We start from the raw sequence: 15,252 nt of genomic DNA, 5'->3' as shown, positions 1-15,252 counted from the left end.
AAAGGATAAAATAATGTTCCCGGTTTCATCAATAGGTAATGACTTAGGTAATGATTTAGTACGTATAAAAATGAATGACATTCCTGAACCCCCCATAATAAATGACCTCAAAGCACTAGCACCAGGTGTAGTAAAACTAAAACAGACTTCTAATCAAATGCTCACGTTAATCTGCGCGTTGCAACCTGGTGGAACATGTATTATCGATGGTGATTTTCAACAAGAATTAGCATACTTAAAAAATGTAATACTTTATAATAACTCGTCTCTTCGCATAGACTTTTTAGGTTATAATGCCCAAATAACGCAACGATCAGACAATACCTGCAAGCTTATAATTTGTGAACCGTTAAATAACATAAAAATTTCAGCAGACATCATGAACACAAATTGTTCATTAGAGGAAATTTACAATGAAATCAGAAGATTAAATGTAATCTTTAGCTCTGGAGCAGGCGACGTAATAGATTTATCCTATCTGGACTTGCATAACGTCGATTTAACTGGTTATGATTTTTCAAATAAACATATGGCTTACGCGACTTTAGATCCCTTTACATTGTTTGCAACAAAGTTTACTAAAACCAATATGTACAATATAAATTTTATGCGTTCGACACACAATGGTACTATCTCATGGAATTCTTTATTAAAAATCACCCCAGCGTTAACAAGTATCAGCGATGATTATTCCAGAGAAAAAATCAACTTTGTCGAAAGTTGTTTAAATGAGCTTGGAGATTTAACCGAAGATCAATTAAAAATCATGAGATATGCGATTATAAAATCCATACCAACAGCAAATATAACAGACAAATTAGAAAAAGAATTAACAAAAAGCATATATAAAAACTCCTCAAAAATTAATAATTATTTGAGCAAAGTTAAATTACCAGAGATGAAAAACTTCTCATTAGAAAAAGCATATGATTATATCGACAAAATTATTGAAGAATATGATTGCGTCAAAAAAAATGATTACCAAACCGATCCAGAAATTAATTATACTGTCGATTACAACCTAGATTACACTAACTCAAACGACTTGCTTTCAGATAATAGCCTAGAGGAAGAGAGAGATTCTGTTGACAATTCCTTTTCAGACGATGAATTTAGCTTCAACGAGTGTCGTTTTATTATCAAAGAATATACGTATGATTACGATCTTTTAAATGAAATATAAATGTAATGATTTCTTGCAAAGTCTATTATTAATAGCTTAGATATTCGTTCATCTTTCCGTCTGCACCAAAAGTAAAAGCTTGCCGAAGCAGGTTCGAGACTGATGATAAACACAAAATTGCCTGAGGCGCTACGCTTATCAGGCCTACATTGCCTCTGTGCAATATATTGAATTTTCGTTGTTTTGTAGGCCAGATAAGACATTCATCTTTCCGACCACCCTCCTCAAAAGCAAAAACCCGCCAGTTTACGCTGGCGGGTTTTCGTTAAAATAGGTGAAACTGACCGATAAGCCGGGTTCTGTCGTGGACAGTCATTCATCTAGGCCAGCAATCGCTCACTGGCTCAAGCAGCCTACCCGGGTTCAGTACGGGCCGTACCTTATGAACCCCTATTTGGCCTTGCTCCGGGTGGAGTTTACCGTGCCACGGACTGTTACCAGCCGCGCGGTGCGCTCTTACCGCACCCTTTCACCCTTACCTGATCCCGCTTGCACGGGCCATCGGCGGTTTGCTCTCTGTTGCACTGGTCGTGGGTTTCCCCCCCAGGCGTTACCTGGCACCCTGCCCTATGGAGCCCGGACTTTCCTCCCCTCCGCCCGTCTCCCCCGAAGAGGACGACGACGAAGCGGCGACTGTCTGGTCAGCTTCGGCGCGCAGTATAGAGGGTTTGCGCGCCCTTGTCACCCCGCGTTGCGCATTCCAATCGCCAGTGTCGCGGCGATATTACGTGAAGCACGGTAAATATTGTCATAAGCCCCGCGGAATGCTTCGTCCAACGTACCAATACTGGTCAATACGCTGAAGACCGCATCAATGCCATGCTGATGTACAACGCCAACATCATTGGTCAGGCTACCCGCAATGCCAATCACCGGTTTATGGTACTTTTTCGCCACGTTTGCGACGCCAATCGGAACCTTGCCGTGTATACTCTGGCTGTCAATACGCCCTTCACCGGTGATCACCAGCGTACAATCGTGAATATGTTCCTCCAGATTCAGCGCCGTCGTGACGATTTCAATACCACTTTTCAGTTCCGCACCAAGAAACGCCATCAGCGCCGCGCCCATACCGCCCGCAGCTCCTGCGCCGGGGACATCTTTCACATCAACATGCAGCGCTTTTTTAATGACATCGGCATAGTGAGAGAGGTTATTGTCCAGCTCGACAATCATCGCTTCACTGGCTCCCTTTTGTGGGCCAAAGATGCGCGATGCGCCGTTATCGCCCACCAGCGGATTGGTGACATCACAAGCGACGCGAATAGCACAATCTTTTAAGCGCGGATCGAGGCCGGAAATATCAATATCATTCAGAGTATTAAGGCTACCGCCGCCAAAACCAATTTCATTGCCGTTGGCATCGCATAATTTCGCCCCCAGCGCCTGCACCATGCCTGCGCCGCCGTCGTTGGTGGCGCTGCCGCCAATGCCGATAATAATGTTTGTCGCGCCGCTCTCCAGCGCCTGCAGGATTAACTCGCCAGTACCGCGTGAAGTGGTCACAAGTGGATCGCGTTTTTCCGCAGGTACCAGTTCCAGCCCACTGGCCGCCGCCATTTCGATAAACGCGGTTTTGCCATCGCCGGAGATCCCCCAACTGGCATTCACTTTCTCGCCCAGCGGCCCTGTAACCCAGGCGTGACGTTCAGCCCCCTGGGTGGCTGCAATCATGGCTTCCACCGTTCCTTCACCACCGTCGGCAACCGGAACGGAAACATACTGTGCATCAGGAAAAATTTCCCGAAATCCTTTTTCTATCGCCTGCGCAACCTCGCTGGCAGATAAACTTTCTTTATAAGAGTCTGGGGCGATTACGATTTTCATACCTATGCCTGTTACCACATGACGCCGGAGGGCGTTTCTCTTATTCGGCCTGGATTCCAGGCCCGGATTGCAATACGCCATCCGGGCACGACGTCATTAGCGAGTAACTTCGACTTTCGCCAGTTTTTCGTAGTAGCACGCCAGGGCGCTATGATCCGCCGTTCCTAAACCATCGGCACGCAGTGCCTGCATCATCTCCATAACCGCAGCTGTGAGCGGCAGTTGCGCGCCGACGCCGTGGGAAGTATCCAGCGCATTTGCCAGATCCTTAATATGCAGATCAATACGGAAGCCCGGCTTGAAGTTGCGGTCCATCACCATCGGCGCTTTGGCATCCAGCACGGTACTGCCCGCCAGTCCACCGCGAATTGCCTGATACACCAGATCCGGGTTAACGCCCGCTTTGGTTGCCAGCGTTAACGCTTCTGACATCGCGGCAATATTCAGCGCCACAATGACCTGATTTGCCAGTTTGGTGACGTTACCTGCACCGATTTCCCCGGTATGCACCACGGAACCCGCCATCGCTTTCATCAAATCATAGTATTTGTCGAAAATAGCCTTGTCGCCGCCCACCATCACTGACAGCGTACCGTCGATGGCTTTCGGTTCACCGCCGCTCACCGGGGCGTCCAGCATATCAATGCCTTTCGCTTTCAGCGCTTCGCTTATTTCACGGCTTGCCAGCGGTGCAATAGAACTCATATCGATCAATACCGTACCAGGCTTCGCGCCTTCAATAACGCCATTCTCACCCAGCGCCACCTCTTTCACATGAGGGGAGTTTGGCAGCATGGTTATGATGACGTCGCACTGTTCAGCGATCGCTTTAGCCGTAGAAGCTGTTTCTGCACCTGCAGCAATCACGTCAGCAATAGCTTCTGGGTTACGGTCAGCAACCACCAGCGAGTAACCTGCTTTCAGAAGGTTTTTACTCATTGGTTTACCCATAATCCCCAGGCCAATAAAACCAACTTTCATAGTCATATCAATCATCTCTCTTGTTGCGGTGGTGGTTATTTTTTAAAGGTATCAGCCAGTTTCTGAGTGGCAGAGCGGAAGACGCCGAGATCGCTGCCGACAGCCACAAACGTCGCGCCCCATTCCAGATAACGACGCGCATCGGCTTCGACCGGCGCGAGGATACCGCTGGGTTTGCCGTGCGCACTGGCACGGTTAAAAATATGCTGGATTGCTTTTTGTACATCCGGGTGCGAGGCATTGCCGAGATGGCCTAATGCCGCAGCCAGATCGCTGGGGCCGACGAAGATACCGTCTACACCTTCGGTAGCGGCAATGGCATCGACGTTATCTACGCCCTGCTGACTTTCTATCTGGACCAGAATGGTGATGTTCTTGTTCGACTGAGCGAAATAATCCGCCACGGTGCCAAACATATTGGCGCGGTGAGAAACGGAGACGCCGCGAATGCCTTCCGGTGGGTAACGGGTTGATGCCACCGCCTGCTCTGCTTCCTCTTTTGTTTCTACAAAAGGAATCAGGAAGTTATAGAAACCGATATCCAGAAGACGCTTTATAATTACCGGCTCGTTGGTCGGCACTCGCACTACTGGCGCGCTGGCGCTGCCTTTCAGGGCCATTAACTGCGGAATAAACGTGGAGATATCGTTTGGCGCATGTTCGCCATCCAGCACCAGCCAGTCAAACCCAGCCAAACCAAGAACTTCAGTGCTAATCGGGTTAGAGAGTGCTGACCAGCAACCAATTTGTACCTGTTTCGCAGCCAGTGCGGCTTTGAATTTATTCGGGAAAACATCGTTATTCATCGCTTATACCTTTGCTTATTTCTGCAATTCCATACGTTTAATGTCGCCAACTACGAAGAGGTAGCAGACCATCGCCATCAGCGCCGAACATCCCACGAAGACCAGTGCCGCATTGAAGGAGTGCAGTTCACTCACCAGGTAGCCAATCACCAGTGGAGTGACAATGGAGGCAACATTTCCAAAGACGTTAAAGACGCCGCCGCAGAGGCCAACAATCTCTTTCGGCGCGGTGTCAGAAATCACCGGCCAGCCCAGAGCACCAAATCCTTTGCCAAAAAAAGCCAGCGCCATCAGCATGACCACCAGCGTGGTGTTGTTGGTGTAGTTACATAAGATGATGGTGGAAGCCAGCAACATTCCCAGCACAATCGGTAGCTTACGTGCCAGGGTCAGGGACAAACCGCGTTTGATCAGATAATCCGAGAAGACACCTCCCAGCACGCCGCCCGCAAAACCACACAGTGCCGGAATCGAGGCGACCAGACCCACTTTCAGAATCGACATGCCTTTTTCCTGCACCAGATAAATCGGGAACCAGGTGAGGAAGAACCAGGTGATGGTGTTGATAAAATATTGTCCGAAAAATACGCCCAACATCATGCGGTTAGAGAGCAATTGCTTGATGTAATGCAGTTTGGGACCGCTTGCTGCCGCGCTGCCCGGCTTTTTGTGGTCCATATCGACCACCGCGCCATTTTCAGATATAAACTTCAGCTCTTCCGCAGACATACGTGGGTGATCTGTCGGGTTATGAATCAACTTGATCCACAGCGCCGTCAGCACAAAACCAATCACCCCCATAACGGTAAAGACGTGCTCCCATCCCCAGGCGAAAGTCAGCCAGCCAAGCAGAGGCGAAAAGAGCGCCAGCGAGAAATATTGCGCCGAGTTAAAGATGGCGGAGGCAGTACCACGTTCTTTCGTCGGGAACCAGGCGGCGACAATACGGGCGTTCGCCGGGAATGATGGCGCTTCCGAGAAGCCGAGCATAAAGCGCATAAAGAACATGGAGATCCCTGCCCAGGCCAGCGGGAACATATCAACAAAGCCTTGCAGGAAGGTGAATAGCGACCAGAAAAAGAGGCTGTAGGTGTAAACTTTTTTCGAGCCAAACTTATCAAGCAGCCAGCCGCCGGGGATTTGCATCAGCAAGTAGGCCCAGCCAAAAGCAGAAAAGATATAACCCATCGAAACCGCACTTAACTGCAACTCTTTTGCCACTTCGGTACCAGCAATAGACAGCGTTGCACGATCGGCGTAGTTAACGGCGGTAACAATAAAAATAATCAGTAATATTAAATAGCGGGTATGCACGCCTTTCTTTTTTACGTCAACGGTGTCCAGAATCATTTTATTTACCTCGGGTACTTATGCTGATTTTTATTATTATGGGGAAGGTGTTATTTATGAGTTTTATTTATGCCGTTACGACAATGAACTCAGGAATTAGTATAAGCAGCGAGAGAATAATAATCATTGTGCAAATGCTAATTTAATTATTACTATTTAAATATTATTTTGAGCATATGCACATAAGGTTGCGCGCTAAAGCACAGATTTGCGCTTTACCCTGCCGGGCGGCACTGCAATCCCTGAAATGATTGACATTGATCACATTTCTGCGTTTAAACTCCTGACATTCTTATTTCACCCAATGAAGTCATTTATTTTTAAATGAGACCAGGTCCTCATTTTAATAATCCCTGGCTGGAGAATATTGCACAATGGCCAACATCGAAATCAGACAAGAAACGCCAACTGCGTTTTATATAAAAGTTCACGACACAGATAATGTGGCAATTATTGTTAATGATAATGGCCTGAAAGCAGGAACGCGTTTTCCGGATGGGCTGGAATTAATTGAACATATTCCCCAGGGGCATAAAGTCGCATTGCTGGACATTCCGGCTAATGGTGAAATTATTCGTTATGGCGAAGTGATTGGTTACGCCGTGCGCGCAATCCCACGCGGAAGCTGGATCGACGAATCAATGGTTGTACTACCGGAAGCGCCGCCGTTACACACGCTGCCACTGGCAACCAAAGTCCCGGAACCCTTACCGCCGCTGGAAGGATACACCTTTGAGGGCTATCGCAATGCTGATGGCAGCGTGGGCACCAAAAACCTGCTCGGCATCACCACCAGCGTCCACTGTGTGGCAGGCGTGGTGGACTATGTAGTAAAAATCATTGAACGCGATCTGCTACCGAAATACCCGAATGTCGATGGCGTGGTGGGGCTGAATCATTTGTACGGTTGTGGCGTGGCGATTAACGCACCGGCGGCAGTTGTGCCTATTCGTACCATTCACAATATTTCGCTGAACCCTAACTTTGGCGGCGAAGTAATGGTGATTGGTCTGGGTTGTGAAAAGTTGCAGCCTGAACGCCTGCTGACTGGAACGGATGATGTGCAAGCTATTCCAGTAGAAAGCGCCAGCATTGTCAGTTTGCAGGATGAAAAGCATGTCGGTTTTCAGTCCATGGTCGAGGATATTTTGCAGGTCGCCGAACGCCATCTACAAAAACTGAATCAACGTCAGCGAGAAACCTGTCCGGCTTCAGAACTGGTTGTCGGCATGCAGTGCGGTGGCAGCGATGCGTTTTCTGGTGTAACGGCAAATCCGGCCGTGGGTTATGCATCTGATCTACTGGTGCGCTGCGGTGCAACGGTGATGTTCTCGGAAGTAACGGAAGTGCGTGACGCGATCCATCTGCTGACGCCGCGCGCAGTGAACGAAGAGGTCGGCAAACGTCTGCTGGAAGAGATGGAGTGGTACGATAACTATCTCAATATGGGAAAAACCGACCGCAGCGCCAACCCTTCTCCGGGCAACAAGAAAGGCGGTCTGGCAAACGTAGTGGAGAAGGCACTCGGCTCCATTGCTAAATCGGGTAAAAGTGCAATTGTTGAAGTGCTGTCGCCCGGTCAACGCCCGACTAAACGCGGATTAATTTACGCCGCGACGCCAGCCAGCGATTTTGTCTGTGGCACACAACAGGTGGCTTCAGGGATTACCGTGCAAGTGTTTACGACCGGTCGCGGTACGCCGTATGGCCTGATGGCAGTACCCGTCATTAAAATGGCGACCCGCACCGAACTGGCAAACCGTTGGTTTGACTTAATGGATATCAACGCAGGCACCATCGCCACCGGCGAAGAAACCATTGAAGAGGTGGGCTGGAAGTTGTTCCACTTTATTCTCGACGTCGCCAGCGGGAAGAAGAAAACCTTCTCAGATCAATGGGGATTGCATAACCAACTGGCAGTGTTTAACCCGGCACCTGTGACCTGATCTTTTCTGGAAAGCGCCTCGCAAAACATGGCCTTAGTGCCATGTTTTTATTGTTTAAAGTCCCCACATCCATTAATAATGCATTTGCATTACCGTAGTTCAAGCTTATAATTTGAGCAGAAAACAGGCTGTAAAAGGACAGTGAATAATGCCCGCTAATGCTCGCTCTAACGCTGTACTGACCACTGAATCAAAGGTCACGATACGCGGACAAACAACTATCCCCGCGCCAGTGCGTGAGGCCTTAAAACTGAAGCCAGGCCTGGACAGCATTCATTACGAAATTCTGCCTGGTGGGCAAGTATTTATGTGCCGATTGGGAGATGAACAGGAGGATCCTACTATGAATGCATTTTTGCGTTTTCTGGATGCAGATATCCAGAACAACCCGCAAAAAACTCGTCCATTCGACATTCAACAAGGAAAGAAACTTGTCGCTGGCATGGACGTCAACATTGATGATGAGATTGGCGACGACGAATAATGGATTTTCCACAAAGGGTTAATGGTTGGGCGCTATATGCTCATCCCTGTTTTCAGGAAACCTACGACGCTTTAGTTGCCGAAGTCGAGACATTAAAGGGAAAAGATCCTGAAAATTATCAGAGAAAAGCCGCCACAAAGTTATTGGCGGTAGTCCATAAAGTGATTGAGGAGCATATCACGGTCAATCCATCATCACCGGCATTCCGTCATGGCAAGTCGTTAGGCTCTGGGAAAAATAAAGACTGGTCACGGGTAAAATTTGGTGCTGGTCGTTATCGTCTCTTCTTTCGTTACAGCGAAAAAGAGAAAGTCATCATTCTGGGATGGATGAACGATGAAAACACTCTGCGCACCTACGGTAAAAAAACAGATGCCTATACCGTATTCAGCAAAATGTTAAAAAGAGGACATCCTCCTGCCGACTGGGAAACCCTCACCCGAGAGACAGAAGAAGCCCATTGATAATATTCACAATGCCCGCCGAACGCATTCGTGTTGACCAGCGGGCACCCTTTCTCACTCCCCGACCAGAATCACTTCAACCCCAGCCTTTCGCAGGCCTTCCAGACTATCCGCAGGAATGCCTTCATCAACAATGATCATGTCGATACGTTGAGTATCAATGATCTTATGTAAACTGGAACGGTTGAACTTACTGGAATCGGTGACCACGATGATCCGTTCCGCAACTTCGCACATCCGGCGATTTAAACGAGCTTCATCTTCATTATGCGTGCTGACGCCGCGCTCCAGATCAATAGCATCTACCCCGAGAAACAGCATGTCGAAGTGGTAATTTTGCAGCGATTGTTCAGCCTGATCGCCATAAAAAGATTGTGACTGACGCCGCAGATGCCCGCCGGTCATCAGCAGCTCAACGCCTTCCGCTTCCAGCAAGGCATTGGCCACGTTCATACCGTTGGTCATTGCAATCACGTCGGTGTGCTTGCGCATCAGACGGGCAATCTCAAAGGTGGTGGTCCCGGAGTCGAGGATCACGCGATGACCCGGCTGAATCAGCTCAACGGCAGCTTTCGCAACGCTGCGTTTCATCGCCGTGTTGAGCGCACTTTTATCTTCCACCGATGGTTCGACTGATGGCGTCGTGCTATCGCAGATCAATGCGCCACCATAGGCACGCACAGCGATCCCCTGTTTTTCAAGAAACGCCAGATCGTTGCGGATAGTCACAGTAGATACGCCATACAATGCCGATAGATCATTAACCTGCACACTTCCTTGCTGGCGCAGGCGTTGAATGATCTGCTCTCGTCGCTCACTGGTGCCTGTCACTCGCTTCTCGCCTGAAGCGTCGGTATTACTCATAGTAAGTCCTTTCGTAAAACTTTCGTTTCATTTCGTTTTGCCTATTAACGCCTTTCTATTAAGTAAATGCAAGCCCACATTGCCCCTGCCGCAAGCTACCCTCGTTTCAGAGACTTTCATTATGTTTCTTTTGTGAATCAGATCAGAAAACTATTATCTTTCGTTTTATTTTTATCTCACCATGACGCAGTATCAATTGAAACAAAACGAAAGATTAAAGTTGCAGTAATCTGAACTGGAGAGGAAAGTGAAACATCTGACAGAAATGGTGAGACGGCACAAAGAGGGCAAAACAAATGGGATTTATGCCGTTTGTTCCGCGCACCCGCTGGTGCTGGAAGCCGCAATCCGCTACGCCTGCGCTAACCAAACGCCATTACTGATTGAAGCAACATCCAATCAGGTGGACCAGTTCGGCGGTTATACCGGAATGACGCCCGCCGATTTTCGCGGCTTTGTTTGCCAGCTTGCTGAGTCGCTGAATTTCCCACAGGACGCGTTGATTTTGGGTGGCGACCATCTGGGGCCAAACCGCTGGCAAAAACTGTCTGCCGTTCAGGCGATGGCCAATGCTGATGATTTGATTAAAAGCTACGTCACGGCGGGATTCAAAAAAATTCACCTTGATTGCAGCATGTCCTGTCAGGACGATCCGGTTCCCTTAACCGATGGCATCGTTGCCGAACGTGCCGCCCGCCTAGCGAAAGTGGCGGAAGAAACCTGCCGTGAACATTTTGGCGAAGCCGATCTGGTGTATGTCATTGGTACCGAAGTGCCGGTACCTGGCGGCGCACATGAAACCTTAAGCGAACTGGCGGTCACTACGCCAGATGCTGCCCGCGCCACGCTGGAAGCCCATCGTCACGCCTTTGAAAAGCAGGGGCTGAACGCCATCTGGCCGCGCATCATTGCGCTGGTAGTTCAGCCAGGCGTCGAATTCGATCACACCAACGTTATTGATTATCAGCCCACCAAAGCGACCGCCTTAAGCCAGATGGTCGAAAGATACGAAACGCTGATTTTCGAAGCTCACTCTACGGATTATCAAACGCCGCACTCGTTACGTCAGTTGGTTATTGACCACTTTGCCATTCTGAAAGTTGGACCGGCGCTGACCTTCGCCCTGCGTGAAGCTCTGTTTTCACTGGCAGCGATTGAAGAAGAACTGGTGCCAGCGAAAGCCTGTTCCGGTCTGCGTCAGGTACTGGAAAACGTGATGCTCGACCGCCCGGAATACTGGCAAAGCCACTACCACGGTGACGGCAACGCACGTCGCCTGGCGCGTGGTTATAGCTACTCGGATCGCGTGCGCTACTACTGGCCGGACAGCCAGATTGATGACGCTTTCGCCCATCTGGTTCGTAATCTGGCGGATTCACCGATTCCGCTACCGCTCATCAGTCAGTATCTGCCGCTGCAGTACGTGAAAGTTCGCTCCGGCGAGCTGCAGCCAACGCCACGGGAACTCATTATCAACCATATTCAGGACATCCTGGCGCAGTACCACACAGCCTGTGAAGGCCAATAACCAAAACAAAGAGGAACACGCTATGCCAAATATTGTTTTAAGCCGGATTGATGAACGCTTGATTCACGGTCAGGTCGGCGTTCAGTGGGTCGGATTTGCGGGGGCAAATCTGGTGCTAGTAGCCAATGATGAGGTTGCCGAAGATCCGGTACAACAAAACCTGATGGAAATGGTACTGGCTGAAGGGATCGCCGTACGTTTCTGGACGCTGCAAAAAGTGATCGACAACATCCACCGCGCCGCCGATCGGCAGAAAATTCTGCTGGTTTGTAAAACACCTGCCGATTTCCTGACGCTGGTTAAAGGTGGGGTCCCGGTGAGTCGCATTAACGTTGGCAACATGCACTATGCCAATGGCAAGCAGCAAATTGCCAAAACGGTTTCTGTGGATGCGAGCGATATCGCGGCATTTAACGACCTGAAAGCCGCTGGGGTGGAATGCTTCGTTCAGGGCGTTCCGACAGAACCTGCTGTGGACCTCTTTAAATTACTTTGAGGGATTCATTATGGAAATCAGTCTGTTGCAGGCATTTGCGTTGGGCATTATCGCCTTTATCGCTGGCCTGGATATGTTTAACGGCTTGACCCATATGCACCGCCCGGTGGTCCTCGGCCCGTTAGTTGGGTTGGTGCTTGGCGATCTGCATACCGGTATTTTAACCGGCGGTACGCTGGAACTGGTGTGGATGGGGCTGGCACCGCTGGCGGGCGCACAGCCGCCTAACGTGATTATCGGAACTATCGTCGGCACGGCGTTTGCCATTACTACTGGCGTGAAACCGGATGTCGCGGTCGGTGTCGCCGTACCTTTCGCTGTCGCAGTACAGATGGGGATTACCTTCCTGTTCTCGGTGATGTCTGGCGTGATGTCCCGCTGCGACCGGATGGCGGAGAACGCCGATACTCGCGGCATTGAACGCGTGAACTATCTGGCATTGCTGGCACTCGGCACGTTCTATTTTCTCTGCGCTTTCCTGCCTATCTATTTCGGCGCGGAACATGCAAAAACCATCATTGATGTCCTGCCACAACGGTTAATCGACGGCCTTGGCGTCGCGGGCGGCATCATGCCAGCAATCGGTTTTGCCGTGCTGCTGAAAATCATGATGAAAAACGTCTATATCCCCTACTTCATCCTGGGCTTCGTTGCCGCAGCCTGGCTCAAGTTACCGGTGCTGGCTATTGCTGCCGCCGCGCTGGCGATGGCGCTGATCGACCTGCTGCGTAAATCTCCTGAACCGACTCAACCTGCGGCACAGAAAGAGGAATTTGAAGATGGCATCTAATCAAACCACCCTGCCGAACGTCAGCGAAAATGAAGAGACACTACTGACAGGCGTCAATGAAAACGTATACGAAGATCAGAGCATTGGCGCGGAGCTAACAAAAAAAGATATCAACCGCGTCGCCTGGCGTTCCATGCTGTTACAAGCGTCTTTTAACTACGAGCGTATGCAGGCTTCCGGCTGGTTGTACGGTCTGCTGCCTGCTCTGAAAAAGATCCACACTAATAAACGCGACCTGGCGCGCGCCATGAAGGGGCATATGGGTTTCTTCAATACCCATCCGTTTCTGGTGACGTTTGTTATTGGCATTATCCTCGCGATGGAGCGTTCTAAGCAGGACGTTAACAGTATTCAGAGCACCAAAATTGCCGTCGGTGCGCCGCTCGGCGGGATTGGCGATGCGATGTTCTGGCTAACGTTACTGCCGATTTGTGGCGGGATTGGTGCCAGTCTGGCATTGCAAGGCTCCATTCTTGGCGCAGTCGTGTTTATTGTGCTGTTTAACGTGGTACACCTGGGGCTGCGTTTTGGTCTGGCGCATTATGCTTACCGCATGGGCGTGGCGGCGATCCCACTCATTAAAGCGAATACCAAAAAAGTCGGCCATGCAGCGTCTATCGTTGGGATGACGGTGATCGGCGCGCTGGTGGCAACCTATGTTCGTTTAAGCACCACGCTGGAAATCACGGCGGGCGACGCAGTGGTTAAGCTGCAGGCTGACGTTATCGACAAACTGATGCCTGCCTTCTTACCGCTGGTCTATACCCTGACCATGTTCTGGCTGGTACGCCGCGGCTGGAGTCCGCTGCGCCTGATTGCAGTGACCGTGGTTCTCGGCATCGTCGGTAAATTCTGCCATTTCCTTTAAATACAATGAGGTATTAGATGTTAAGTATTATTTTGACAGGGCATGGCGGATTTGCCAGCGGCATGGAAAAAGCAATGAAGCAAATTCTCGGTGAGCAATCGCAGTTTATCGCCATCGATTTTCCGGAAACCTCAAGCACCGCGCTGCTTACATCGCAGCTTGAAGAGGCCATCGCCCAACTGGATTGTGAAGACGGCATTGTTTTTCTGACAGATTTGCTGGGCGGCACACCGTTTCGCGTGGCTTCAACGCTGGCGATGCAAAAACCGGGCTATGAAGTGATCACCGGCACCAATTTGCAACTGTTACTGGAAATGGTGCTGGAGCGCGAAGGGTTAAGCGGTGAAGAATTCCGTGTACAGGCGCTGGAGTGTGGACACCGTGGGCTGACCAGTCTGGTGGATGAATTAGGCCGCTGCCATGAAGAATGTCCGGTCGAGGAAGGAATATGACACACGTTCTTCGCGCCAGAAGACTGCTGACTGAGGAGGGCTGGCTTGATGATCATCAGTTGCATATTGCTGACGGTGTAATTGCAGCAATCGAACCGATTCCAGTGGGCGTGGCTGAACGCGATGCGGAACTGCTCTGCCCCGCTTATATCGATACCCATGTACACGGTGGTGCGGGCGTTGATGTTATGGATGACGCGCCGGATGTGCTCGACAAGCTGGCAATGCACAAGGCACGGGAAGGTGTCGGCAGTTGGTTGCCGACTACCGTAACCGCGCCGCTTAATACCATTCATGCGGCGCTGGAACGTATTGCTCTACGCTGCCAGCGCGGTGGACCTGGTGCGCAAGTGCTGGGGAGTTATCTCGAAGGGCCGTACTTCACGCCGCAGAATAAAGGCGCACATCCGCCGGAGCTGTTTCGCGAACTTGAAATTGCCGAGCTGGATCAATTGATTGCTGTTTCACGGCATACCTTGCGCATGGTGGCGCTGGCACCAGAGAAAACGGGCGCGTTACAAGCCATTCGTCATCTTAAACAGCAGAACGTGCGGGTAATGCTGGGACATAGCGCAGCAACCTGGCAACAAACCCGCGCCGCATTTGATGCTGGCGCAGACGGCCTGGTGCATTGCTATAACGGGATGACAGGATTACATCACCGCGAACCGGGAATGGTTGGCGCGGGTTTAACGGACAAGCGCGCCTGGCTGGAATTGATAGCCGATGGGCATCATGTTCATCCGGCGGCGATGTCACTGTGTTGTTGCTGTGCGAAAGAGAGGATAGTTCTGATCACCGACGCGATGCAGGCAGCCGGGATGCCGGATGGTCACTATACGTTATGTGGTGAAGAAGTGCAGATGCGCGGTGGCGTTGTCCGTACCGCGTCCGGTGGGCTGGCGGGCAGTACGCTGTCTGTTGATGCGGCTGTTCGCAATATGGTCGAGCTGACGGGCGTAACGCCAGCGGAAGCCATCCATATGGCGTCGCTGCATCCGGCGCGAATGCTGGGTGTTGATGGTGTTCTGGGATCACTTAAACCGGGCAAACGCGCCAGCGTCGTTGCGCTGAATAGCGGACTGCATGTGCAACAAATCTGGATTCAGGGTCAATTAGCTTCGTTTTGATGGTTTGCTCCTTTATTGGGCCTTCACTTCCCCCGTAAGGCCTTTCTTTTTCTTTCGTTTTAATCTGTGCAGTGGTGTCGAAT

Annotated in this window: 15 protein-coding genes and 1 other RNA gene; 10 read left to right on the top strand and 6 right to left on the bottom strand. The window is 50.4% G+C overall.

Features of this window, described 5'->3' with window-relative positions; all coding sequences use genetic code 11:
* Positions 1-13 precede the first annotated feature (13 nt).
* Positions 14-1,183, top strand: a complete 1,170-nt coding sequence (locus ATB02_RS06650) for a hypothetical protein (protein ID WP_105271280.1) — start codon at positions 14-16, stop codon at positions 1,181-1,183.
* A 272-nt stretch (positions 1,184-1,455) separates the two neighbouring features.
* Here the strand turns inward: ATB02_RS06650 and rnpB are convergent.
* From rnpB to garP, 5 genes are all read right to left on the bottom strand, one after another.
* An RNA gene (gene rnpB, locus ATB02_RS06645) (RNase P RNA component class A) lies at positions 1,456-1,832 on the bottom strand.
* 32 nt (positions 1,833-1,864) lie between these two features.
* Positions 1,865-3,010, bottom strand: coding sequence for a glycerate 2-kinase (gene garK, locus ATB02_RS06640; RefSeq protein ID WP_001352915.1), 1,146 nt, complete (start codon positions 3,008-3,010; stop codon positions 1,865-1,867).
* A gap of 96 nt (positions 3,011-3,106) precedes the next feature.
* Positions 3,107-3,997 carry a 2-hydroxy-3-oxopropionate reductase gene (gene garR, locus ATB02_RS06635; protein WP_088541784.1) on the bottom strand — a complete coding sequence of 297 codons (891 nt, stop codon included), beginning with the start codon at positions 3,995-3,997 and terminating at the stop codon, positions 3,107-3,109.
* 29 nt (positions 3,998-4,026) lie between these two features.
* Positions 4,027-4,797 carry a 2-dehydro-3-deoxyglucarate aldolase gene (gene garL, locus ATB02_RS06630; protein WP_001058227.1) on the bottom strand — a complete coding sequence of 257 codons (771 nt, stop codon included), beginning with the start codon at positions 4,795-4,797 and terminating at the stop codon, positions 4,027-4,029.
* A 15-nt stretch (positions 4,798-4,812) separates the two neighbouring features.
* Positions 4,813-6,147 (bottom strand): galactarate/glucarate/glycerate transporter GarP, encoded by a 1,335-nt coding sequence (garP, locus tag ATB02_RS06625; RefSeq protein ID WP_000599651.1) that lies wholly within the window; start codon positions 6,145-6,147, stop codon positions 4,813-4,815.
* 374 nt (positions 6,148-6,521) lie between these two features.
* On the opposite strand from garP, the gene garD reads away from it, so the two are divergent.
* The 3 genes from garD to yhaV all read left to right on the top strand — a co-directional run bounded on the left by garD (position 6,522) and on the right by yhaV (position 9,041).
* Entirely contained in the window at positions 6,522-8,093 is a 1,572-nt protein-coding gene (gene garD, locus ATB02_RS06620) for a galactarate dehydratase (RefSeq protein WP_001273763.1), read from the top strand.
* A gap of 148 nt (positions 8,094-8,241) precedes the next feature.
* The gene (prlF, locus tag ATB02_RS06615; protein ID WP_015953962.1) at positions 8,242-8,577 is read left to right on the top strand and encodes a type II toxin-antitoxin system antitoxin PrlF; all 336 of its coding nucleotides are present in this window, start codon (positions 8,242-8,244) and stop codon (positions 8,575-8,577) included.
* Positions 8,577-9,041 (top strand): type II toxin-antitoxin system ribonuclease toxin YhaV, encoded by a 465-nt coding sequence (yhaV, locus tag ATB02_RS06610; RefSeq protein WP_000347270.1) that lies wholly within the window; start codon positions 8,577-8,579, stop codon positions 9,039-9,041. Before prlF ends, yhaV begins: the two co-directional genes overlap by 1 nt.
* A 54-nt stretch (positions 9,042-9,095) precedes the next feature.
* Here the strand turns inward: yhaV and agaR are convergent, their stop codons facing one another.
* Entirely contained in the window at positions 9,096-9,905 is an 810-nt protein-coding gene (agaR, locus tag ATB02_RS06605; RefSeq protein ID WP_000072187.1) for an aga operon transcriptional regulator AgaR, read from the bottom strand.
* A 247-nt stretch (positions 9,906-10,152) separates the two neighbouring features.
* Here agaR and kbaZ point away from each other — a divergent pair, with 247 nt between their 5' ends.
* From kbaZ to nagA, 6 genes are read left to right on the top strand one after another with little or no spacing between them, the layout of a single operon-like run.
* The gene (gene kbaZ / locus ATB02_RS06595) at positions 10,153-11,433 is read left to right on the top strand and encodes a tagatose-bisphosphate aldolase subunit KbaZ (protein WP_105271279.1); all 1,281 of its coding nucleotides are present in this window, start codon (positions 10,153-10,155) and stop codon (positions 11,431-11,433) included.
* 22 nt (positions 11,434-11,455) lie between these two features.
* Complete coding sequence (gene agaV, locus ATB02_RS06590; RefSeq protein ID WP_032303829.1) at positions 11,456-11,929, top strand: PTS N-acetylgalactosamine transporter subunit IIB; 474 nt, start codon at positions 11,456-11,458, stop codon at positions 11,927-11,929.
* Between the two features lie 10 nt (positions 11,930-11,939).
* Positions 11,940-12,719, top strand: coding sequence for a PTS N-acetylgalactosamine transporter subunit IIC (gene agaW, locus ATB02_RS06585; RefSeq protein WP_000406214.1), 780 nt, complete (start codon positions 11,940-11,942; stop codon positions 12,717-12,719).
* The gene (agaE, locus tag ATB02_RS06580) at positions 12,709-13,587 is read left to right on the top strand and encodes a PTS N-acetylgalactosamine transporter subunit IID (RefSeq protein WP_001295548.1); all 879 of its coding nucleotides are present in this window, start codon (positions 12,709-12,711) and stop codon (positions 13,585-13,587) included. Before agaW ends, agaE begins: the two co-directional genes overlap by 11 nt.
* Positions 13,588-13,604: 17 nt before the next feature.
* Positions 13,605-14,039, top strand: coding sequence for a PTS galactosamine/N-acetylgalactosamine transporter subunit IIA (gene agaF / locus ATB02_RS06575; protein WP_032303830.1), 435 nt, complete (start codon positions 13,605-13,607; stop codon positions 14,037-14,039).
* Complete coding sequence (gene nagA / locus ATB02_RS06570) at positions 14,036-15,169, top strand: N-acetylglucosamine-6-phosphate deacetylase (RefSeq protein ID WP_105271278.1); 1,134 nt, start codon at positions 14,036-14,038, stop codon at positions 15,167-15,169. Before agaF ends, nagA begins: the two co-directional genes overlap by 4 nt.
* Positions 15,170-15,252 lie beyond the last annotated feature (83 nt).

The organism is Escherichia sp. MOD1-EC5189 (genome assembly GCF_002966045.1).
In the GTDB taxonomy this organism is placed as follows: domain Bacteria; phylum Pseudomonadota; class Gammaproteobacteria; order Enterobacterales; family Enterobacteriaceae; genus Escherichia; species Escherichia coli_F.
This window is presented reverse-complemented; position numbering and strand designations above follow the sequence as displayed.

Excerpts from the sequence above, each read along its gene's own strand:
- ATB02_RS06650 (WP_105271280.1), top strand. The coding sequence starts at position 14 with ATGTTCCCGGTTTCATCAATAGGTAATGACTTAGGTAATGATTTAGTA.
- garK (WP_001352915.1), bottom strand. The coding sequence starts at position 3,010 with ATGAAAATCGTAATCGCCCCAGACTCTTATAAAGAAAGTTTATCTGCC.
- garR (WP_088541784.1), bottom strand. The coding sequence starts at position 3,997 with ATGACTATGAAAGTTGGTTTTATTGGCCTGGGGATTATGGGTAAACCA.
- garL (WP_001058227.1), bottom strand. The coding sequence starts at position 4,797 with ATGAATAACGATGTTTTCCCGAATAAATTCAAAGCCGCACTGGCTGCG.
- garP (WP_000599651.1), bottom strand. The coding sequence starts at position 6,147 with ATGATTCTGGACACCGTTGACGTAAAAAAGAAAGGCGTGCATACCCGC.
- garD (WP_001273763.1), top strand. The coding sequence starts at position 6,522 with ATGGCCAACATCGAAATCAGACAAGAAACGCCAACTGCGTTTTATATA.
- prlF (WP_015953962.1), top strand. The coding sequence starts at position 8,242 with ATGCCCGCTAATGCTCGCTCTAACGCTGTACTGACCACTGAATCAAAG.
- yhaV (WP_000347270.1), top strand. The coding sequence starts at position 8,577 with ATGGATTTTCCACAAAGGGTTAATGGTTGGGCGCTATATGCTCATCCC.
- agaR (WP_000072187.1), bottom strand. The coding sequence starts at position 9,905 with ATGAGTAATACCGACGCTTCAGGCGAGAAGCGAGTGACAGGCACCAGT.
- agaV (WP_032303829.1), top strand. The coding sequence starts at position 11,456 with ATGCCAAATATTGTTTTAAGCCGGATTGATGAACGCTTGATTCACGGT.
- agaW (WP_000406214.1), top strand. The coding sequence starts at position 11,940 with ATGGAAATCAGTCTGTTGCAGGCATTTGCGTTGGGCATTATCGCCTTT.
- agaE (WP_001295548.1), top strand. The coding sequence starts at position 12,709 with ATGGCATCTAATCAAACCACCCTGCCGAACGTCAGCGAAAATGAAGAG.
- agaF (WP_032303830.1), top strand. The coding sequence starts at position 13,605 with ATGTTAAGTATTATTTTGACAGGGCATGGCGGATTTGCCAGCGGCATG.
- nagA (WP_105271278.1), top strand. The coding sequence starts at position 14,036 with ATGACACACGTTCTTCGCGCCAGAAGACTGCTGACTGAGGAGGGCTGG.